This window comes from Flavobacterium keumense, assembly GCF_029866485.1.
GTDB classification, from domain to species: domain Bacteria; phylum Bacteroidota; class Bacteroidia; order Flavobacteriales; family Flavobacteriaceae; genus Flavobacterium; species Flavobacterium keumense.
In genome coordinates, this window is the sequence record NZ_CP092332.1 from 1,422,222 (window position 1) to 1,443,684 (window position 21,463).

Annotated in this window: 24 protein-coding genes; 10 read left to right on the forward strand and 14 right to left on the reverse strand. The window is 34.7% G+C overall.

Annotation, left to right across the window (positions count from 1 at the left end; genetic code table 11):
- Nucleotides 1-23 precede the first annotated feature (23 nt).
- Nucleotides 24-2,726, forward strand: coding sequence for a DNA gyrase/topoisomerase IV subunit A (locus MG292_RS06240; RefSeq protein ID WP_264533574.1), 2,703 nt, complete (start codon nucleotides 24-26; stop codon nucleotides 2,724-2,726).
- A gap of 87 nt (nucleotides 2,727-2,813) precedes the next feature.
- On the opposite strand, the gene MG292_RS06245 is transcribed toward MG292_RS06240, so the two are convergent.
- The 7 genes from MG292_RS06245 to MG292_RS06275 are packed head-to-tail and all read right to left on the reverse strand — an operon-like array spanning nucleotide 2,814 to nucleotide 7,083.
- Nucleotides 2,814-3,581 (reverse strand): TerC family protein, encoded by a 768-nt coding sequence (locus tag MG292_RS06245; protein WP_264533573.1) that lies wholly within the window; start codon nucleotides 3,579-3,581, stop codon nucleotides 2,814-2,816.
- 18 nt (nucleotides 3,582-3,599) lie between these two features.
- The gene (locus MG292_RS06250) at nucleotides 3,600-3,986 is read right to left on the reverse strand and encodes a DNA topoisomerase IV (protein WP_264533572.1); all 387 of its coding nucleotides are present in this window, start codon (nucleotides 3,984-3,986) and stop codon (nucleotides 3,600-3,602) included.
- Nucleotides 3,987-4,559 (reverse strand): pentapeptide repeat-containing protein, encoded by a 573-nt coding sequence (locus MG292_RS06255; RefSeq protein WP_264533571.1) that lies wholly within the window; start codon nucleotides 4,557-4,559, stop codon nucleotides 3,987-3,989.
- Entirely contained in the window at nucleotides 4,559-4,780 is a 222-nt protein-coding gene (locus MG292_RS06260; RefSeq protein ID WP_264533570.1) for a DUF6095 family protein, read from the reverse strand. The genes MG292_RS06255 and MG292_RS06260 overlap by 1 nt, the downstream gene beginning before the upstream one ends.
- Nucleotides 4,781-4,783: 3 nt before the next feature.
- The gene (murQ, locus tag MG292_RS06265) at nucleotides 4,784-5,605 is read right to left on the reverse strand and encodes an N-acetylmuramic acid 6-phosphate etherase (RefSeq protein WP_264533569.1); all 822 of its coding nucleotides are present in this window, start codon (nucleotides 5,603-5,605) and stop codon (nucleotides 4,784-4,786) included.
- Nucleotides 5,606-5,650: 45 nt separating this feature from the next.
- Nucleotides 5,651-6,319, reverse strand: a complete 669-nt coding sequence (locus MG292_RS06270; protein WP_264533568.1) for a ZIP family metal transporter — start codon at nucleotides 6,317-6,319, stop codon at nucleotides 5,651-5,653.
- Nucleotides 6,319-7,083, reverse strand: a complete 765-nt coding sequence (locus tag MG292_RS06275; protein WP_264533567.1) for a class I SAM-dependent DNA methyltransferase — start codon at nucleotides 7,081-7,083, stop codon at nucleotides 6,319-6,321. Before MG292_RS06275 ends, MG292_RS06270 begins: the two co-directional genes overlap by 1 nt.
- Nucleotides 7,084-7,220: 137 nt before the next feature.
- Between MG292_RS06275 and MG292_RS06280 the strand changes: the two genes are divergently transcribed.
- From MG292_RS06280 to MG292_RS06290, 3 genes are read left to right on the forward strand one after another with little or no spacing between them, the layout of a single operon-like run.
- Nucleotides 7,221-8,390, forward strand: a complete 1,170-nt coding sequence (locus MG292_RS06280; RefSeq protein WP_264533566.1) for a THUMP domain-containing class I SAM-dependent RNA methyltransferase — start codon at nucleotides 7,221-7,223, stop codon at nucleotides 8,388-8,390.
- Nucleotides 8,391-8,394: 4 nt separating this feature from the next.
- Nucleotides 8,395-8,628 carry a hypothetical protein gene (locus tag MG292_RS06285; protein ID WP_264533565.1) on the forward strand — a complete coding sequence of 78 codons (234 nt, stop codon included), beginning with the start codon at nucleotides 8,395-8,397 and terminating at the stop codon, nucleotides 8,626-8,628.
- A gap of 40 nt (nucleotides 8,629-8,668) precedes the next feature.
- Nucleotides 8,669-9,085, forward strand: a complete 417-nt coding sequence (locus MG292_RS06290; protein ID WP_264533564.1) for a DUF1801 domain-containing protein — start codon at nucleotides 8,669-8,671, stop codon at nucleotides 9,083-9,085.
- 10 nt (nucleotides 9,086-9,095) lie between these two features.
- Here MG292_RS06290 and MG292_RS06295 read toward each other — a convergent pair whose 3' ends face one another.
- From MG292_RS06295 to rlmD, 3 genes are read right to left on the reverse strand one after another with little or no spacing between them, the layout of a single operon-like run.
- Nucleotides 9,096-9,851 carry a DUF6048 family protein gene (locus MG292_RS06295; protein ID WP_264533563.1) on the reverse strand — a complete coding sequence of 252 codons (756 nt, stop codon included), beginning with the start codon at nucleotides 9,849-9,851 and terminating at the stop codon, nucleotides 9,096-9,098.
- Nucleotides 9,823-10,365 carry a DUF6452 family protein gene (locus MG292_RS06300; RefSeq protein ID WP_264533562.1) on the reverse strand — a complete coding sequence of 181 codons (543 nt, stop codon included), beginning with the start codon at nucleotides 10,363-10,365 and terminating at the stop codon, nucleotides 9,823-9,825. The genes MG292_RS06295 and MG292_RS06300 overlap by 29 nt, the downstream gene beginning before the upstream one ends.
- A 4-nt stretch (nucleotides 10,366-10,369) precedes the next feature.
- The gene (gene rlmD / locus MG292_RS06305; protein ID WP_264533561.1) at nucleotides 10,370-11,782 is read right to left on the reverse strand and encodes a 23S rRNA (uracil(1939)-C(5))-methyltransferase RlmD; all 1,413 of its coding nucleotides are present in this window, start codon (nucleotides 11,780-11,782) and stop codon (nucleotides 10,370-10,372) included.
- A gap of 102 nt (nucleotides 11,783-11,884) precedes the next feature.
- On the opposite strand from rlmD, the gene tgt reads away from it, so the two are divergent.
- The 6 genes from tgt (at nucleotide 11,885) to MG292_RS06335 (ending at nucleotide 19,060) form a co-directional block, all read left to right on the forward strand.
- Nucleotides 11,885-13,015: a tRNA guanosine(34) transglycosylase Tgt gene (gene tgt / locus MG292_RS06310; RefSeq protein WP_264533560.1), complete on the forward strand. Its 1,131-nt coding sequence runs from the start codon at nucleotides 11,885-11,887 to the stop codon at nucleotides 13,013-13,015.
- 7 nt (nucleotides 13,016-13,022) lie between these two features.
- The gene (locus tag MG292_RS06315; RefSeq protein WP_264533559.1) at nucleotides 13,023-14,117 is read left to right on the forward strand and encodes an LptF/LptG family permease; all 1,095 of its coding nucleotides are present in this window, start codon (nucleotides 13,023-13,025) and stop codon (nucleotides 14,115-14,117) included.
- Nucleotides 14,104-14,988, forward strand: coding sequence for a DMT family transporter (locus MG292_RS06320; RefSeq protein ID WP_264533558.1), 885 nt, complete (start codon nucleotides 14,104-14,106; stop codon nucleotides 14,986-14,988). Before MG292_RS06315 ends, MG292_RS06320 begins: the two co-directional genes overlap by 14 nt.
- Nucleotides 14,989-15,086: 98 nt before the next feature.
- A complete protein-coding gene (locus tag MG292_RS06325; protein ID WP_264533557.1) occupies nucleotides 15,087-16,040 on the forward strand; it encodes an acetyl-CoA carboxylase carboxyltransferase subunit alpha in 954 nt (317 codons plus the stop codon).
- Nucleotides 16,041-16,184: 144 nt separating this feature from the next.
- Complete coding sequence (gene dnaB / locus MG292_RS06330; protein ID WP_264533556.1) at nucleotides 16,185-17,729, forward strand: replicative DNA helicase; 1,545 nt, start codon at nucleotides 16,185-16,187, stop codon at nucleotides 17,727-17,729.
- Between the two features lie 68 nt (nucleotides 17,730-17,797).
- Entirely contained in the window at nucleotides 17,798-19,060 is a 1,263-nt protein-coding gene (locus MG292_RS06335; protein WP_264533555.1) for an asparagine synthetase B, read from the forward strand.
- Here MG292_RS06335 and MG292_RS06340 read toward each other — a convergent pair whose 3' ends face one another.
- From MG292_RS06340 to infC, 4 genes are all read right to left on the reverse strand, one after another.
- Nucleotides 19,061-19,864, reverse strand: a complete 804-nt coding sequence (locus tag MG292_RS06340) for an endonuclease/exonuclease/phosphatase family protein (protein WP_264533554.1) — start codon at nucleotides 19,862-19,864, stop codon at nucleotides 19,061-19,063. It abuts the gene before it with no gap.
- Between the two features lie 214 nt (nucleotides 19,865-20,078).
- The gene (gene rplT, locus MG292_RS06345) at nucleotides 20,079-20,423 is read right to left on the reverse strand and encodes a 50S ribosomal protein L20 (RefSeq protein ID WP_264533553.1); all 345 of its coding nucleotides are present in this window, start codon (nucleotides 20,421-20,423) and stop codon (nucleotides 20,079-20,081) included.
- 168 nt (nucleotides 20,424-20,591) lie between these two features.
- Entirely contained in the window at nucleotides 20,592-20,789 is a 198-nt protein-coding gene (gene rpmI, locus MG292_RS06350; protein ID WP_264533552.1) for a 50S ribosomal protein L35, read from the reverse strand.
- Nucleotides 20,790-20,891: 102 nt separating this feature from the next.
- Nucleotides 20,892-21,446, reverse strand: coding sequence for a translation initiation factor IF-3 (infC, locus tag MG292_RS06355; RefSeq protein ID WP_374507437.1), 555 nt, complete (start codon nucleotides 21,444-21,446; stop codon nucleotides 20,892-20,894).
- Nucleotides 21,447-21,463 lie beyond the last annotated feature (17 nt).

Genomic DNA, 21,463 nt, shown 5'->3' on the forward strand with positions numbered 1-21,463 from the left:
ATACTGAAAATAATTCAGCATAAATGAAAGACGAAGAAGATAACATCATTCCAAACGAAGACGAGAATAACGATTCTTTGGAGGTAACGCCAAACGAAGAAGGCTTTGACGACATCGTCGCTTTTGGGGGGAATCATTTTTATGAAAATAATGAAAACCCCGAAGACACGATTACGAAAGTAACCGGAATGTACAAAGACTGGTTTTTGGACTATGCTTCGTATGTAATTTTGGAACGTGCAGTTCCGGCGATTGAAGATGGGTTTAAACCTGTTCAACGTCGTATCATGCACTCTATGAAAGAGTTGGATGATGGGCGATACAATAAAGTAGCCAATATCGTAGGACACACGATGCAGTATCACCCACACGGAGATGCGAGTATTGGAGATGCCATGGTACAAATTGGTCAAAAAGATTTGATTATAGATATGCAAGGTAACTGGGGTAACATTCTCACAGGAGATAGTGCTGCAGCTTCTCGTTATATCGAAGCCCGAATCAGTAAGTTAGGACACGATATTTTGTATTCTCCTAAGATTACCACTTGGCAAGCTTCTTATGATGGTCGAAGAAATGAACCGGTTAATTTACCCGTTAAGTTTCCTCTACTTTTGGCACAAGGTGCCGAAGGAATTGCAGTAGGTCTTTCGACCAAAATTTTGCCTCATAATTTTAATGAATTAATCGATTGTTCTATTAAAGTTTTAAAAGGAAGGTCGTTTACTTTATATCCTGATTTCCCAACGGCAGGAATTGCAGATGTTTCTAATTACAACGATGGAATGCGGGGCGGACGTGTACGTGTTCGTGCCAAAATTGCTCAATTGGACAAACAAACCTTGGTGATTTCTCAAATTCCGTTTTCAACGAATACCTCAACCTTGATTGATAGTATTTTGAAAGCCAATGAAAAAGGAAAAATCAAAATCAAGAAAATTGAAGACAATACCGCTGCCGAGGTAGAGATTTTGATTCACCTTCCACCTGGAGTTTCTCCAGATAAAACGATTGATGCATTGTATGCATTTACGGCTTGTGAAACTTCTGTAGCACCATTAGGTTGTGTTATTCAAGATAATAAACCCTTGTTTATTGGTGTTTCTGAAATGTTGAAAATTTCGACCTATCGTACGGTTGATTTGTTGAAACGTGAATTGGAAATCCAATTGGACGAATTGGAAAACAAGTGGCATTTTTCAACTTTGGAAAAAATCTTTATTCGCGAAGAAATGTATATTGATTTCAAGCTGTATTCCGATAAAGAATCTTTGTATGCTTATATGTACGATAGTTTTAAGCCGTTTTTAAAATCCTTAGTACGTGAAATTAATGATGATGATTTGCAAAAATTAACGCAAATTCCAATGATTCGTATTACGCGTTTTGATTCGGATAAAGCCGATGAAGCGATTGCAAAGTTGGAGAGTGAGATTGAAGAAGTAAAACATCATTTGGACAACTTAATTGATTTTGCCATTGATTTCTTTCAAAAATTAAAAGACAAATACGGTAAAGGACGTGAACGTCAAACCGAGTTGCGTAGTTTTGATACCATTGAAGCGACAAAAGTGGTTTTACGTAATACCAAATTGTATGTCAATAGAGAAGAAGGATTCCTCGGAACAGGTCTTAAAAAAGACGAATATGTTGCCGATTGCTCGGATATAGATGATGTAATTGTTTTTCTTCGCGATGGAAAAATGATGATTACCAAAGTCGACGAAAAGAAATTTATTGGTAAAGACATTATTCATATTGCGGTGTTTGACAAAAACGACAAACGTACTATTTATAATATGATCTACCGAGATGGTAAAAACGGATCGACTTTTATCAAGCGTTTTAATGTTTCGGGAGTTACTCGTGATAAGTTTTACGATTTGACACAAGAAAAACCAGGTTCGATGGTCTTGTATTTTTCAGCTAATCCAAATGGAGAAGCCGAAGTGGTGACTATTTTATTGCGCCAAGTAGGAAGCATTAAAAAACTGAAATGGGATGTTGATTTTTCTGATATTGCCATCAAAGGGAGGGCTTCGAGAGGAAATACTGTTTCGAAATACCCAATTAAGAAAATTGAGTTGAAAGAGAAAGGAATTTCGACTTTGCGTCCAAGAAAAGTCTGGTTTGACGATACAGTGCAACGATTGAATGTAGATGGGCGTGGCGAATTGTTAGGCGAATTCAAACCCAATGATCGTTTGTTGATTATCAATCAAACAGGGAAGTTGAAAACGATAATTCCGGAATTAACTACCCATTTTGACGAAGATATGATTGTGTTGGAAAAATGGAATCCTAAGAAACCGATTTCTACCATTTATTATGATGGAGAAAAAGAACGTTATTTTGTAAAACGTTTTTTGGTGGAAAATGAGAATAAAGAAGAACTCTTTATTACAGAACACGAAAAATCGCAATTAGAGATTGTTTCTACCGACTGGCGTCCTGTGGCAGAAATTGTTTTTGCAAAAGTAAAAGGCGTTCAAAAAGAGAATCAGACGGTAGATTTAGAACAATTTATCGCAGTAAAAGGAATTAAAGCAATTGGGAATCAATTGACCACTGATAAATTGAAACAAGTGAATTTATTAGAGCCTTTACCTTACGAAGAACCAATTGAAGAAGTGGAAGAGACAACGACTACTGGAGAAGAAGGGGAGTTGGAAGATATCCCGACAGATACCGATGACGACGGTCAAATTACCTTAAGTTTAGAATAAACTTCTAACTTGTCATTTTGAACTTGTTTCAAAATCTTACTTGCGTAAGAGAAACTGAAACAAGTTCAGTTTGACAATGGAGGAAAATTATTTTTTCTTAATTTTCATATTGATCATTTCTACTACTAAAGAGAAGCTAATGGCAAAATACAAATAGCCTTTAGGAACTGGAGTGACATGATTGCCAAAGATTAAAGCTTCGGATAAGTACGCACTTTCGGTAAGCAACATCATCCCAATGAGGATTAAGAAAGCCAACCCTAAAATTTGAATAGAAGGATGTTTGTTGACGAAGTTACCCACAGGTACTGCAAATTGCATCATTATAAATACTGAAACAATTACAGCTGTAATCATAATATAGAGTGCACCTTCGACACCGTTAGTCATACCTACCGCCGTTAATATACTATCAAATGAAAATACAATATCAATCATAATGATTTGTAAAATCACATTTTGAAAGGATTTGGTAGCGGCTTGTTTAATTTCTTTTTCTTCTTCGCCTTTTTCTTCTACTTTTTCTCGAATTTCATTGGTACTCTTGTAAATTAGGAACAAGCCCCCAAGTAATAAAATAACGCTTTGGCCTGTTATTCCCGCAGAAAACCAACTGAAATCGATATGAAACCATGGTTCTTTCATTTGGATTAATAAATTGATTCCAAACAAAAGTGCAATACGCATGAACATAGCCAAAAACATTCCTACTTTAGTTGCTCTTTTGCGTTTCTCGGCAGGTAATTTTCCAGTAGCAATAGAGATAAAAATGATGTTGTCAATTCCTAATACAATTTCTAAAAATGTTAAGGTTAACAGTGCAATCCAGGCATTTGGATTTAAAAATACTTCCATTGTAAATTTGATTTGAGATTATTTAGTGTTGATTTCTCCAATTTTAGTAACGGTACCACGTTGTTTTTCTTCAATTCCAACCATACCGAATTCAAAGGTATAGGAATTTTTTGAGGTAGTCAAAATCTTCATGCTAATCGCATTTTTTTCTTGATTGTTTTTGGGATGTTTTTTACGTAAGACATATTCGCAGTCGCTAATCCAACGCACTGTTGCAGTATCTGTTTTTCCATCAAAAGTTTCAACTTCAATACTATCATTGCGTTCAAAAAAAGTTGTTTTTTTAACGCCCTCTATTTCGTGTTCAAACTTGAATTTTCCTGTTTTGAAATCTTTGCAATTGTGTTCGGTATTGTAGCAAGAGGCTAGAGTTAGCAAAGAAAGTAAAGTTATTGTGTTTTTCATTTAATCTATTTTTATATCGTATTTCTCCAAAAGCCCTACAATTCCTTGAGTCGAAAATTTCGCTTTTTTCATTGGGTTGAATTCGGGATCAATTTTGTAATTATAGGCAGTTCTGAAATCAGCTCCTGCCAATTGTGTATCATTAAAAATAGCGTTGTCTAGGTTGCAATTGTCAAAAACAGCATTGTTTAATTGTGTGCCAATAAATCCTGTTTCTTTCATAGAACAAGAAATGAAATTGGTTTTAGGCATTTTCTTATTGGCAAACGAGGCATAGTCTAAAACACATTCTTGGAAATGAACTTCGAATAAAAAATCAGTGCATTTGTTAAAATGAATGCCTAGTAATTTGCAATTTTTAAAACGAACCCCCTTAAGACTAGTATTTACAAAACTGATCATAGATAAGTTGCAATCAATAAATTCACAATCCATAAAAGTATTGTTGCTAAAATCAGAATTAGAAAAATCACAGTTTTTGAAAACACAATCTTCAAACTCACGGTGATTAATCCGGTCGTCAATGGCAACTACTTTTTCAAAAGTTTTTTGGATGTTGATGAGGTTTTCCATTAGTCGTTAAATAAACTTTTCATCACCGTTTTTAATCCAACAAAGAGACAATATACCCCAAAGATACATAAGCCAATTCCAATAGTTAAAACTAAATAATGCCAATTATTTTGTTGATTCATAAATGCATTATGAATGACAGCAGGCCCTATAAAAAGTAAAGGCAAAGCACCTGATAGGTATTTTAGGGCTTTCGCCAAAAGGTCTTTGTTGGTAGCCATAATTTAGTGTTTTTGCGAATTATAAAAATCAACTGCTTTTCGAACGCTACCCATCTGGCTTAATAATTGGCTTCCTTCTTCATACGAAACAGAAATTTCGCTCATAATCATTTTAACACCACGATCCACTAATTTAGCATTACTCAATTGCATGTCGACCATTTTATTTCCTTTGACTTTACCTAGCTGAATCATAGTAGCTGTAGAAATCATATTCAGCACTAATTTTTGTGCCGTTCCAGCTTTCATTCGCGAACTTCCGGTTACAAATTCTGGTCCAACAATAACTTCAATTGGGAATTGAGCCGTTTGCGACAGCGGACTTCCAGCATTGCAAGAAATACTTCCTGTGATGATGTTGTTTTCATTGCAGGCTTGTAAACCGCCAATGACATAAGGAGTCGTTCCTGATGCTGCAATTCCGACTACTACATCATTCGAGTTGATGTCAAATTCTTGTAAATCAACCCAAGCTTGTGTAGCATTGTCTTCGGCATTTTCTACTGCACGACGAATGGCTTTATCGCCACCGGCTATGATTCCGTTAACTAAATCAAAAGGAACGCCAAACGTTGGCGGACATTCAGAGGCATCTACAATTCCCAAACGCCCCGAAGTACCGGCTCCAATATAAAACAATCGGCCTCCTAATTTCATTTTAGCCACAATTTGAGCTACTAATGTTTCAATAGCAGGCAATGCTTTGGCTACAGCCAATGGTACCGTTTGGTCTTCTTGATTGATGTTGAACAGTAATTCTTGTACCGACATTTTTTCTAAATGTTCGTATTTTGAAGCTTGTTCTGTAGTTTTAGTAAAAGTCATTTGTTATATTTTTATGTGGGGCTATTTACTTTAAAATTAAAAATATTATATAAAATAGGCCAATGCAAATCCCAATACAATCATGGATATTTTAGCGATATTGAATTTATGTCCTTCGCTACTTTCAAAAATAATAGTAGATGAAATGTGAAATAAAATCCCAATAACGATGGCGGTGATTTCGGTATAATACGCGTTCAATAGCGGTAAATAATCAGACAGAATAGTTCCTAATGGTGTCATGACTGCAAAGGTAATCATGAATAGAAAAATAGCTTTTTTATCCAAATTGGCATTGATAAAAAAAGTCGTTAAAATGATCGCAATAGGTAAGTGGTGAATGGCAATTCCCAAGGCCAAATCGTGATGATGCCCCACAGGAAATCCTTCCGCTAGGGCGTGAATACAAAGACTGATAAACAATAACCATGGAATATGATTCATTTTTGAATGACCATGTACGTGACCATGTTCGGCGCCTTGCGAGAAATATTCTAAGATAATTTGGAACAAAATCCCCACCATAATGAATAATCCGATACGGCCGTTCTTACTTTCGTAAATTTCTGGCAATAAATGAATCACGGTCAACGATAACAAAAAAGAACCGCTGAATGCCAAAAGCAATTTGAGTTTCGCTTTGTCTTTTGGTTGGAAAACCAAAGCAAAAATGTAACCTATCAATACAGAAAGTAAGGGTAAAAGATAATTCATTATTTAAAAATCATGATTAATCGTTCGCTTTCGGTTTTATGGAATTTTCTCAATTTATAGTCACCAAAGATATCTAATAAATAGATACCTGCTTCTTCCATCATAGCTTGAAAATCTTGTAAAGTTAACGCTTGTACTTTTTCGGTAAAATGAAAGGCTTGTCCCTTATCTTCAAAGGTAATTTCTTTGTAAATATGACCGTCTTTTACATAGCGTTGGATATGGAAATCAATACCTTCTACGGTTTTAGTTTCTTCAGGAACTAAATTAGCGATTACTTGATTCACGTTCATGAAATCAATGACAGCAAAACCATGTTCGGTCAAGCTTTCTTTGATAGCAATAAGCGTTTTTAAGTTGTCGGCATCATTTTCAAAGTAACCAAAACTGGTGAATAAATTGAAAATGGCATCAAATTGATTGTCCATTTTTTCACGCATATCGCGCACTTGAAAATGCAAATTGCTATTACTGTTTTTACTGGCTTCGGCAATGCTGTTTTCCGACAAATCAGCACCAATAACGTCAAAACCCAATTGGCTTAAATAAATAGCATGACGCCCTTTCCCACAGGCTAAGTCCAATACTTTTGCTTTTTCAGGGAGGTTCAGATACTGCGTCAAATTATCCATGAATAGTTGGGCTTCACGGTAGTTTCTTTCTTTGTATAAAATATGGTAATACGGCGTGTCAAACCAAGAAGCAAACCAATTTTGATTGGGTTCTTTAGTATCTAATACAGCCGGTGTAGCATCTTCAGACATTTATTCTTTTTCAGTTAATTTAAGTCCACAAATTTAGTGTATTTTTGCAGAACTTATTCCTAGTTTGGGATTTAGTTAAATATTGAAATCGAAATTGTAATTGATTTTTGCAATTGGGATTGACCTTACTATTGAAAATGGAAGAAAATTTTAAAATGATTGCCAAAACCTTTTTCGGTTTTGAAGAAATACTAGCACAAGAATTACGAAATTTAGGCGCTCAACAAGTAGAGCAAGGCGTGCGAATGGTAAGTTTTAAAGGTGATAAAGGTTTTATGTATAAAGCCAATTTATCATTGCGAACCGCTTTGAAAATTTTAAAACCAATTTATACGTTTCGCGCTACTAATGAAAATGCCTTGTATAAAGGAATTTCAAGCATCAATTGGTCAAAATATTTGAATGCGAACCAGACTTTTGTGATTGATGCTACGGTACATTCAGATCATTTTAACCATTCCGAATTTGTTTCTCAAAAATGTAAAGATGCGATTGTAGATCAATTTAGAGAAAGAACGGGACAACGTCCTAGCATTGATAAGGCGTTCCCAGATTTACGAATCAACATTCACATTGGCAAAGACCAAGTATCAGTAGCCTTAGATACTTCTGGGAATTCCTTGCACCAACGTGGTTACCGCATCGCAACGAATATTGCTCCTATCAACGAGGTTTTGGCAGCAGGAATTTTGTTGCTTTCAGGTTGGGAAGGACAATCTGATTTCTTAGACCCGATGTGTGGATCCGGAACTTTTTTGGCCGAAGCTGCTATGATTGCATGTAATATTCCAGCCAATATCAACCGTAAAGAATTTGCTTTTGAAAAATGGAAAGATTGGGATAATGATTTGTTTGACCAAATTGTGAACAGTTTAATGAAAAAAGTAAAAGAATTTCATTACACCATAAAAGGATACGATAAGGCGCCAAGTGCGGTGAGTAAAGCCAAAGATAATATTCGAAATGCCAACTTGGACGATTATGTGAGTGTTCAAGAGGAAAATTTCTTTGATACTGAAAAGAATTCGCAAGGAAAATTACATATGGTTTTCAATCCGCCGTATGATGAACGATTGGATATTCATATGGAAGAGTTTTATAAAAATATCGGGGATACCTTGAAAAAGAGCTATCCTGGAACCAACGCTTGGTTTATCACAGCCAATTTAGAAGCTTTGAAATTTGTAGGATTGAAGCCCTCTCGCAAAATTAAATTGTTCAATGCTAGTTTGGAAGCCCGATTAGTAAAATACGAAATGTACGAAGGAAGCAAACGAACTAAATTTCAAGTAACAGATAAAAATTAAAACAATGACTAAATTACAATTAAGAGCTTTTTTATATCAGTTGGGTAGTTTTGCGATCTTGTTTATTTCTTTTCGCTATTTGATTTTTAGATACACGAATTTGACAGGTTTGTTTATTCCGTTTACGGCTTTTGTAGTTGGCACTATTCTTTCGCCAAAATTCCAAGCGGTGAAAACCAGAGACGGTGAAAAATTATTTATGTCCTGGCTTTTTATTAAAGGGATAAAGGAATTGTAATTAAATTTTTGTCAAAGGTTTAATTTAAATGAATTCTTAGATGGGGAAAGAAAATAAAACTAAAGTAACTGAAATTGAAGTACTTGATTTTATTAATTCATTTGTTGAGGACGATCAAAAGAAAGAAGACAGTCTGAAACTTATTGAATTAATGAAATCTTGGTCTGGTTTTGAACCAAAAATGTGGGGACCTACAATTATTGGATTTGGTAGCTATCATTATAAATATGATAGTGGACATGAAGGAGATTGCTTACTCATTGGTTTTTCTCCAAGAAAAAAAGCGTTTTCACTTTATGTTTTTGCACCCAGACAAAACAATACCGAACTACTAAATCAATTGGGAAAATTTAAAATGGGTAAAGCATGTATTTATTTTAATAAATTAAAAGATCTTGACTTAGAAATATTAGAAACGCTTTGTAAATCAACAATTAACTTTCTTACAAGTGAATAATCTAAATTAATTATTTAGAGATTACTTTCTTTTTATACAAAGGAATAAAATAAGTAACACTGTAGTTAAAACCAATTCCGAAACTACCATTGTACGTTCTGTTGAAACCTGGAATGTAAAGATTATCAAACCCGTCTGGTTTTTTGTTGGTAATCAAGGTTTTTAATTGCACGCTAAATCCAACAAAAACATTGTTGAACATTTTGGCTTTCATTCCAGTGACTACTTCTAGCCAACTCGCACTTAGTCCGTTGAATTTTTCACTAGCAGGGATGGCAGGTAGTTCTCCCCAATACGGATGTGCATTGTATATTTTATAGCTATTCAATTCTTCGCTGAAGGAACTGAAACCATAGCGTAAACCCACAGAAATAATATTTTCCATATCCAGCCAATTTTCATACATATTATAGTCAAATCCCGCTTTTAAGTAGGAACCTTTGCTATTTGTGGTTAATCGGTCGTCTTCGGTGGTTTTGTTTTCGTTTCCGAGTTCGGCAGCTAAAAAATATTTTTTATTCCATCTAAAATCACCTGTTAGCTCAATTCCTTTGTAGTTTTTGTCATAAAAACCACGAGTTAATTTGAACAAATCTACTCCTACACGAAGTCCGTAACGGTCTTTTTTTACTTGAATACTATCCTGAATTTCTTCTTGAGTACTTGCTTCAGAATTAGGTTTTACAGCAGGTTTTTCTTGTGCTTGTGCCAAGGTAACCATCAGTAAAAGACAAAGACTAGAAAAATATTTTAACATGTGTTTCATTTTCATTTTCTATGTTTGATTTTTCTACTGATATGTATTGCATCCATTTGTCAGTGGTTGCTGGAACTGCAGAGTGTACAATCGGATTTGTAGCTTGTAATTTAAAAATAGTTTTATAACCGCAGGCTCTTGAAACAAAGACATTGGTTCGGGTATAATTGATTTGAATTTTATCGGTAAAAATCAAAGCAGGATTTGCGTTTCCGTAGTTAAAAATCAAATTGTAAGTAGTTAGATCCTGATCGACTTTTAACGGAATTGAAATAGTACTTCCGCTAGTTATATATTTTAAATCGCCGGTTGCAGTAGGATTAAAAACAATTCCTTCGCTCATTCCTTCTCCTACAACTTTTAATTTGGTTACCGTCTTTACAACACTAGGGTTATTAATGTCATAAAAGGTAAGTACCAGTCGCGGCGTAGTTGCAGTATTCGCATCGCAAATATCGTCTTTTTCGCAACTAGAGAAAAAGACAGATACGAGAGCAACTAATAGAAGGATTCCTTTTTTCATTTGATTATCGTTTCTCTAAAAGTACAACATTTTCCACGTGATGCGTTTGTGGGAACATATCTACCGGACGCACGCGAGTTACTTTGTATTTTTCGTCCATCAGAGCCAAGTCGCGTGCTTGTGTAGCCGAGTTACAACTTACATACACCACTTTTTGAGGTTCAATTTTTAAAATTTGTTCAATAACATCTTTGTGCATTCCGTCCCTTGGTGGGTCAGTGATAATTACGTCTGGTTTACCGTGTTGCGCGATAAAACTTTCGTTAAAGACTACTTTCATATCTCCCACAAAGAATTCACAATTGGTAATTTCATTGCGTTTAGCATTCGCTTTAGCATCACTAATTGCTTCAGGAACGCTTTCTACTCCAATTACTTTTTTAGCACTTTTAGATACAAATTGTGCTATAGTTCCTGTTCCAGTATACAAATCATACACCGTTTCAGTTCCTGTAAGTCCTGCAAAATCTCGGGTTATTTTGTATAATTCGTAGGCTTGACTTGAATTGGTTTGGTAAAAAGATTTGGCATTAATGCTAAATTTTAACCCTTCCATTTCTTCTAAAATGTAATCTCGGCCTTTGTATAATTGGATGTTGGTATCGTATAAAGTGTCATTTGCCTTATTATTTACAACAAACTGTAACGAAGTAATTTGAGGGAATTTTTCATAGATGTGATCTAAGATCAATTCTCTATTGGCTTTGTCATCTTCAAAAAACTGAATCAACACCATAATTTCTCCAGTCGAAGCAGTTCGCAACATTAACGTACGTAGCAAGCCTTCGTGCGTTCTCGGATTGAAAAAAGTCAATCCATTGGCATTGGCGAAAGCCCTAATTTCATTGCGAATCGCATTAGACGGGTCTTCCTGTAAATGACATTTATTGATGTCCAAGATTTTGTTCCACATTTTTGGGATGTGAAATCCTAAAGCATTTCTATTGCCTAAATCTTCAGTACTTCCAATTTCAGCCTCGGTTAACCAACGGCTATTAGAGAACGAAAATTCCATTTTGTTTCTGTAAAATAACTGTTTTTCTGAGCCTAAAATCGGTTCAAATTCAGGAAGTTCAATTTTTCCAATGCGTTGCAAATGGTTTTTTACCTCATTTTGTTTGTAAAACAATTGTTGGCTGTATTTCATGTTTTGCCATTTACAACCACCACAAACACCGAAATGTTCGCAAATGGGGTCAATTCGATGTTCTGAAAGTTCGTGAAACTTCACTGCTTTTCCTTCGTAAAACGCTTTACGTTTTTTGAAAGTTTGCACGTCTACAACGTCTCCAGGAACTACATTGGGAATAAAGATTACTTTTCCGTCGGGTGCTTTTGCTACCGATACGCCTTTTGCGCCAGCATCAAGGACTTTTATTTGATGAAAGACAACTTTGTCTGTATTTTTTCTTGCCATAGCGCAAAAATAAGTGTTTGAATGGTTTTATAAATTCAATTTGGGAAAATTTTTTAAAAAGGATTCAAATTAGCCTATCTTTGCCGACTGAAAAATGCCAATATGAAGTTTGATTTAGTACAAAAAGATCCACAATCAAAAGCGCGAGCTGGGAGTATAACTACCGATCACGGTGTGATTGAAACCCCTATTTTTATGCCCGTTGGTACGGTAGCTTCTGTAAAAGGAGTGCACCAACGCGAATTGAAAAATGATATTAATCCTGATATTATTTTGGGAAATACCTATCATTTGTATTTGCGTCCGCAAACCGAGATTTTAGAAAAAGCGGGAGGATTGCATCAATTCATGAATTGGGATCGTAATATTCTAACAGATTCTGGAGGTTATCAGGTGTATTCTCTTTCTTCTAACCGAAAAATTAAAGAAGAAGGGGTAAAATTCAAATCGCATATTGATGGTTCTTACCACGTTTTCACACCTGAAAATGTGATGGAAATTCAACGTACCATTGGTGCTGATATTATTATGGCTTTTGACGAATGTACCCCTTATCCTTGTGACTATAATTATGCCAAACGTTCGATGCACATGACACACCGCTGGTTGGATCGTTGTATCAATCATTTGGATAAATTGCCTTTCAAATACGGCTATGAACAAACGTTTTTCCCAATCGTTCAAGGAAGTACGTACAAAGATTTAAGAAGACAATCAGCCGAATATATTGCTAATTCGGGTCAGCAAGGGAATGCCATTGGCGGGCTTTCTGTTGGGGAACCAGCCGAGGAAATGTACGCCATGACCGATGTGGTTTGCGAAATTTTGCCCGAAGACAAGCCTCGTTATTTGATGGGAGTGGGAACTCCAATAAATATTCTGGAAAATATCGCTTTGGGAATTGATATGTTTGATTGTGTGATGCCAACCCGTAATGCAAGAAACGGAATGTTGTTTACTGCCAATGGAACCATCAATATCAAAAATAAAAAATGGGAAGCTGATTTTTCTCCAATTGATGAAATGGGAATTACTTATGTAGATATTGAATATTCCAAATCATATTTACGCCATCTTTTTGCAGCTAATGAATTTCTTGGAAAACAAATTGCCACAATTCATAATCTTGGTTTTTATATGTGGTTGGTTCGTGAAGCTAGAAAACATATCTTAGCTGGAGATTTTCGACCATGGAAAGAAATGATGGTCAAAAACATGAGTCAACGATTATAATTTTGTCATGAACAAATTAACATTACTAGATAAATACATCTTAAAGCGCTATTTGCTCACTTTTACAGTGATGTTATTGTTGTTTGTTCCTATTGGTATTGTAGTTGACGTATCGGAGAAAGTAGATATGATGATTAAAAATCAAGTTCCATTAAAAGATATCTTGATTTATTATTTTCATTTTACCATTTATTTTACCAACATGTTGTTTCCGATATTTTTGTTTTTATCGGTGATTTGGTTCACTTCTAAGTTGGCAAATAACACAGAAATTATTGCCATACTAAGTTCTGGAATTTCATTTACTCGTTTTATGAGACCGTATTTGATAGGAGCTTCAATTATATCTGTAGTTGTCTTAATAATGGGATTTTATGTTGTTCCGGTTGCGAGCGAAGGGTTTAATAGTTTCCGTTATACCTATCTGCGAACAGGTGGAAAACAACTGATGCAGGGTGATAATACAGATGTGTATCGTCAAATAAGTGATACGGAATTTATTTATGTCAATAGTTTTAATACCGAAACAAAAATGGCATATAATTTTTCTTTAGAGAAATGTAATAAGGAAAAATTAGATTATAAAATTACAGCCTCCAGAATTCAATGGGATCCAAAAGAAAAAAACTATACGTTATTTGATTATACGAAAAGAACAGTTGGGCCTTTAGGAGATGAAATTGAAAAAGCTCCTGAAAAGAAAATGAAGTTTAAATTTGATTTAGAAGATTTGGCTCCTGTAGTTTATATTGCTGAAACCTTAAGTTTGGGCAAATTAAATGATTTTATTGTTAAAGAAAAGAAACGAGGCTCTTCTAATATTAATGTGTATTTGGTTGTATTCTACAAGAAATTCAGTATTCCTATTTCAGCTTTTATTCTAACAATAATTGCGGTTTCAGTCTCGGCTATGAAACGTAGAGGGGGTATGGGAATGAACCTAGCCATCGGAATTGCTGTAGCGTTTTCATTTGTCTTTTTTGATAAAATTTTTGGAGTTTTAGCCGAAAAATCGAGCATGCCTCCTTTAGTTGCGGTTTGGTTACCTAACGTGCTTTTCGGAATTCTAGCGTATTATCTGTTACGAAATGCAAAACGATAATTTAAAAAGTTACCTTAATCTTCATTTAATTGTTTTTATTTGGGGATTTACGGCTGTTTTAGGAGCTTTGATTACAATTCCTGCCGAAGACTTGGTTTGGTATCGAATGCTATTTGCAAGTGTTTTTTTAAGCGTTTTTTTAGCTCTTACAAGAAAATCATTTCGTATTCCAATGCGAGGCTTATTGCAATTGGTATTGGTTGGATTGTTGATTGCCTTGCATTGGATTTTCTTTTTTCAAGCCATTCACATTTCCAACGTTTCCATTACCCTTTCCGTATTTTCACTAGGTGCTTTTTTTGCGTCTTTATTAGAGCCCATTTTTTATGGACGAAAAGTGTTATGGTACGAAGTGTTTTTTGGATTGATTATTATAGCAGGTTTGTCTTTGATACTTCAAGTAGAAAGTGGGTACATTAATGGAGTGTTTTTTGCGTTAGCCTCAATCATTTTAGGGGTGTTATTTACTTTAATGAATGGGAAATTAATTACAAAACACGATCCGTCTGTAATTACATTTTATGAATTCCTTTCAGGTTTCTTTTTTATCTCTATTTACTTTATTTTTGAAGGAAAATTCAGCATAGATTTTTTTATTCTCACATTTAATAATTGGATTTTATTATTCATTTTAGCCGCTATTTGTACAGCTTATGCTTTTACAGCCTCGGTTCGAGTCATGCGAAAATTAACCCCTTATACAGTCATGTTAACGACTAATTTAGAACCGGTTTACGGAATTATTTTGGCTTATTTTATCATTGGTGGGAAAGAAAAAATGAGCACAGAGTTTTATATTGGGGCATTAATTATTGTAATTACAGTAATTTTAAACGGAGTAATAAAGCACTATTACAAAGGTAAAGAATAACGAATATTTTTGTACTAAAATAGAAAATAAGGGCTATCAAACCATTTTAAATTTTATATTTGCATAGCTATTCAGAAAAATAAAACACAGTAACTCTTATGGAATACTTAGATTTTGAACTTCCTATCAAAGAATTAGAAGAACAGTTAGAAAAATGTGTTGTGATTGGTAAAGAATCAGATGTTGATGTAACCAATACGTGCAAACAAATCAATAAAAAGTTAGAAGAAACTAAACGCAATATATATAAAAACTTAACGGCTTGGCAACGTGTTCAATTGTCGAGACATCCTAATAGACCGTATACGTTAGACCATATTAACGCACTTTGTGGCGATACTTTTTTAGAATTACACGGAGATCGTGGTTTTAAAGATGACAAAGCAATGGTGGGTGGATTAGGCAAAATTGCGGGTCAATCATTTATGATTATTGGCCAACAAAAAGGATACAATACTAAAACCCGTCAATACCGTAACTTTGGTATGGCTAATCCAGAAGGGTATAGAAAAGCTCTACGATTAATGAAAATGGCAGAGAAGTTTGGTATTCCTGTGGTGACTTTAGTCGATACTCCAGGAGCTTATCCAGGGTTAGAAGCGGAAGAACGCGGACAAGGAGAAGCTATTGCTAGAAATATTTTCGAAATGGTTCGCTTGAAAGTGCCGGTAATTACTATTATTGTTGGTGAGGGAGCTTCGGGTGGTGCTTTAGGAATTGGTGTTGGGGATAGAGTCTATATGTTAGAGAATACTTGGTATTCTGTAATCTCACCAGAATCTTGTTCGTCTATCCTTTGGAAAAGTTGGGAGTACAAAGAGCAAGCTGCCGAAGCTTTGAAATTGACTTCTTCAGATATGAAAAAGCAAAAACTAATCGATGACATTATTCCAGAGCCACTAGGAGGAGCACATTTCGATAGAGAAAATACCTTTAAAACGGTAGAACAATACATCATGAAAGGATACAATGAGCTGAAAGACTTATCAACAGAAGAATTATTAGCGCAGCGATATGAGAAATACCTTGCGATGGGTCATTTTAAAGATTAATGACCATAACAACTAAATAAAAAAAATCCGAAACAATCTGTTTTGGATTTTTTTTTAGCTTATAAACAAAAATAATATAGTTATTAACACTGACTTGTAATAAGTCGTTATGGAGTATTTTTTAAATTTTCTTATTTTAGCTACATGGAAAATTTTAGGAATATAACGCCAGTTAAGGTAGATAAGGCGACTATCATTAATCTCGAAAAAGGGAAATTACCACCACAGGTTTTAGATTTAGAAGAGGCAGTGTTAGGCGCTATGATGATTGATAAAAAAGGAGTAGATGAAGTAATTGATATTCTACAACCTGACGCCTTTTATAAAGATGCACACAAATATATTTTTGAAGCTATTGTTCAGCTTTTTACAGAAACCCAACCAATTGACTTATTAACGGTTTCGGCTCAGTTAAAGAAAAATGGAAAATTAGATCTAGCAGGGGGTGATTTTTATTTGATTCAGCTTACACAAAAAATTTCCTCTTCGGCTCATATCGAGTTTCATTCAAGAATTATTTTACAAAAATTTATCCAACGAAGTTTGATTCGTATTTCATCAGAAATTATTGAAGATTCGTATGATGAAACTACTGATGTCTTCGATTTGTTAGACAAAGCGGAGTCTAAATTATATGAGGTTACGCAAGGGAATATTAAGCGTAGTTCTGAAACAGCACAAAGTTTAGTCTTACAAGCCAAAAAAAGAATCGAAGAAATTGCAGGTCAAGAAGGATTGAGTGGTGTTCCAACAGGTTTTGAAAAACTAGATAAAATTACGTCAGGATGGCAACCTAGTGATTTGATTATTATTGCAGCCCGTCCAGGTATGGGAAAAACGGCTTTTGTACTTTCAATGGCACGTAACATGGCTATTGATTTTGAGATGCCTGTGGCGGTGTTTTCTTTAGAGATGGCATCAGTTCAGTTAATTACACGTTTAATATCATCTGAAACAGGGCTCTCATCAGAGAAGTTACGTACGGGTAAACTCGAAAAACACGAATGGGAGCAGTTGAGTACCAAAGTAAAAAATTTAGAAAAGGCACCCTTGTATATAGATGATACCCCTTCGCTTTCAATTTTTGATTTGAGAGCAAAAGCAAGGCGTTTGGTATCTCAGCATGGTATTAAAATAATTATAGTTGACTACCTTCAATTGATGACAGCAGGAGGGAATACTAAAGGAGGAGGAAACAGAGAGCAAGAAATTTCAACTATTTCTAGAAATCTAAAAGCATTAGCTAAAGAATTAAATGTGCCAGTCATTGCTTTATCACAATTGTCACGTGCCGTTGAAACACGCGGATCGAGTAAGCGACCTTTGTTGTCAGATTTACGTGAATCGGGTGCAATTGAGCAAGACGCCGATATTGTTTCATTTATTTACCGTCCTGAGTATTATAAAATTGATGAATGGGATGATGATGAACAGTCACCAACAGCAGGTCAGGCAGAATTTATAATTGCAAAACATCGTAATGGTAGTTTAGAGAATGTCAGATTGAAATTCATTGGCAGTTTAGGTAAGTTTGATAATTTAGATGACTATTCAGGTAATTTAGAAGATTTACCTTCCAGTATGAATAACGATGATAATCCTTTTATTACTAGAAATTTGCCATCTGCAAATGAGGCTTTTGGTAGTACTATAAATGAGGATGATGATGACAGTGACGTTCCTTTTTGATGTTAAATTTAAATCCGCTTTTAAAGCGGATTTTTTATGAAACCAATTATCTTTGAAATAAAAACACTATGTCCTTCAAAAAAATGGTTATGTTATTGCTATTCTTGATTTCTTGTTCAGGAAAGGCATCTTTTATTTTGTTGCCAATGGATGAAATCAGTCAGCAAAATCATTTGAAGGCATACGGAATTACGTATTGGTGTTTAGATAAAAATTACAAAGCCTATTGGCTTTTGAATTACCGAGGTGGTTCTTTTTTATTACCTGATACTGACCAAATTCGTAAAGAATGTCAGATTCGAGGTGTTAGTTTTGAAATTTTATCGGATGGAGAACAAGAAGCTATTCTGAATGATATTTCTAGTCCTTCACAAAATATGGAATCGGTTTTATTAGAGAAAGCACCAAAAATTGCCGTATATACTCCAAAAGGCAAACAACCTTGGGACGATGCGGTTACTTTGGTATTGACCTATGCTGAGATTCCGTTTACGCCTATTTATGATCAAGAAGTATTGTCAGACAAATTACTTTTGTACGATTGGTTGCATTTGCATCACGAAGATTTTACAGGTCAATACGGAAAATTTTATGGGGCGTATCGCAATGCACCTTGGTATATTGAACAAAAGGCAGCCGCCGAAACGTTAGCACAACAGTTGGGATTTTCTAAAGTTGCTCAAGAAAAAGGGGCTGTAGCCAAAAAAATTCGTGATTTTGTTATTGGTGGTGGTTTTATGTTTGCGATGTGTTCTGCTACGGATAGTTTTGATATTGCTTTGGCATCGGATGGGATTGATATTTGCGAAGCCATGTTTGATGGTGATCCTAGTGAAGCCAGTTATCAGTCTAAATTAAACTATAACAATTCGTTTGCATTTAAAAATTTTACTTTGGAACGTAAACCCGAACAGTATGAGTTTTCCGATATTGATATGACTTTAAAGCGACAGATTCCACCAGACAAGGATTATTTTACTTTGATGGAATTTTCGGCTAAATGGGATCCTATTCCGAGTATGTTGTGCCAAAACCACACCCAATTAGTGAAAGGGTTTATGGGGCAAACGACTGCTTTTGATACGAACGTAATTAAATCCAATATTTTGGTTTTAGGAAGTTGTGAGTTGAACGGCGAAGTGCGTTACCTTCACGGACAAAAAGGAAAAGGAATGTTCAGTTTTTATTCGGGTCACGATCCCGAAGATTTTCAACACCAAGTGGGAGATCCACCTACTGTTTTAGATTTGCATCCTAATTCGCCAGGCTATCGTTTGATTTTGAATAATGTTTTATTTCCTGCTGCAAAAAAGAAAAAGCAAAAGACGTAATCAATTTAAACTAAATTCCATCCAAATAGGGCAATGGTCGGAAATTGTTCTTGCTTGTTGTAAGGATTGAAAATTTTGATAAAAAAGTACTATTCCTGAATGCAATTTCTTGATTTTTGATTTTGAAAAATACATATTATCAAATTCGGAGGCAAGACATTCGCCTTTTTTGCAACTGCGTTTCAAAGAAGTTTTTTGGTTCACTAATGCCGAAGAAAATCCCATTTTTCGTAAAGGATCAAAAACAGAATGTGATTGTGGACAATTGAAATCACCCATAAATATCAAATTCAGTTTTGAATATTCTTTTGGAAATAATTTGAAGTACTTAATCTCTCTTTCAGGTTGTTTACTTTTTGTGATGGCGTGAAATGAAACTGCTGTAAATTGTTTTTTTTGATATTCAAAAGTGCATAAATAAGGTTCTCGTTCCATTTCAATAGCATATTTTTTTTCGAGCCACGCTTTTCCTATTTTCTTTAACTGTGCCGTTTTCCAAAGAAACGCATAGCGTTCAGTTTTACTAGGGGTACTTGTGGTGGGATCACTTATGGTATAGTCCCAGTGACTACCTTTTCTATTGAGTTCGTCAGCGAGACGGGCAACCGCTTGTGCCCCTCCATCTCCAGCTACTACTTCTTGTAGGGCTACCAAATCATACTTGTTTAAAAGTGTTGCTATGTATGCTATTTCGGTATTGGATTTTGATTTACCAAAATTCTCTACATTCCATGAAATGAGTTTGATTTGGCTTAAGCCTGCAGAAGTAATACTAAGTAGTAATAGCGTAAAAAGTGTTCTCATTAAATGAAATTTGGGTTAGTCCAAAAATAGTTTTTTTGCCGCAAAGACACAAAGGCATTAAAAATAGTATTTTAAACAGAATATATTGATTTGAATGAATTTTTATAAATAATTTAATTCTGTAGTTTTGAATGTTGTAATCCAACAAAAAACCCCAATCTTTCGATTGAGGTTCCTATGTAAGTAAGTAATCTAAATTGAGTTGATAAAACGTTTATTTTACTTTATTAAGTATTGCTTTGAAAGCTTCTGGGTGATTCATAGCTAAATCAGCAAGAACTTTACGGTTCAATTCGATATTGTTAGCTTTAACTTTTCCCATGAATTGAGAATAAGACATTCCTTCTAAACGAGCTCCAGCGTTGATACGTTGAATCCATAAAGCACGGAAATTTCTTTTATTCACTTTTCTATCACGGTAAGCATAGCTCATCGCTTTCTCTACCGCATTTTTAGCAACTGTCCAAACGTTTTTACGTCTACCAAAGAAACCTTTGGCTTGTTTCATTATTTTTTTTCTTCGTGCTCTTTTAGCAACTGAATTTACCGATCTTGGCATAATTTTACATTTTTTTTGTAGTAGGCGTCCCGAATTAAATTAAGAGAACTTAAAGCCATACTCCATGGTTATTAAATTGTTTGTAACCTAAAGAATAAAATAGTTTTTGGTTGTTGGTTATCGGTTGTTTGAAATTCCATCAACTAATAACTTCCAATAATCAACTATTTAGATAATTCTTAATTGTTGTTTGATGCTTTTTTCATCTGTTGCGTGAACTAACGCAGAATGAGTCAAAGCCAATTTACGCTTTTTAGATTTTTTAGTCAAAATGTGACTTTTAAAAGCGTGCTTTCTTTTAATCTTTCCAGAACCAGTAACTTTAAAACGTTTTTTGGCGCTAGATTTAGTTTTCATTTTAGGCATTTTTTCCTAGTTTTTTAATTTATTTTACTTACTATCTTTGCGAGCTTGCGTAGCAATCTCAATATTTTTTTACTTAATGCTTATAAAAGCATTAAATGTGGATTATTTCTTTTTCTTAGGAGCAATGAACATAATCATTCTCTTTCCTTCAAGAACTGGCATTGCTTCAACTTTGCCATACTCTTCTAAATCAGTAGCTAATCGTAATAATAAAATTTGTCCTTGATCTTTATAGATGATTGAACGTCCTTTAAAAAATACAAAGGCTTTTAATTTTGCTCCTTCTTTTAAGAATTTTTCAGCATTCTTTTTCTTAAATTCATAGTCGTGCTCATCAGTTTGAGGACCAAAACGAATTTCTTTGATGACTACCTGAGTTGATTTTGCCTTTAGGGCTTTTTCACGTTTCTTTTGTTCGTAAACAAATTTATTATAGTCAATAATTTTACAAACAGGTGGTTCCGCATTTGGTGAAATTTCAACCAAGTCTAATTCCAATTCATCAGCCAATCGTAAAGCCTCTGAAGTTTTATAAACTCCTGTTTCAACATTATCGCCTACAAGACGTACCTCTGGCACACGAATAAAATTGTTAATTCGATGTGCATCTTTTTTTTCTACTCGAGGTTGAGCACCTCTGTTACTTCTTATTGCTATGACTTTAAAAATTTAAG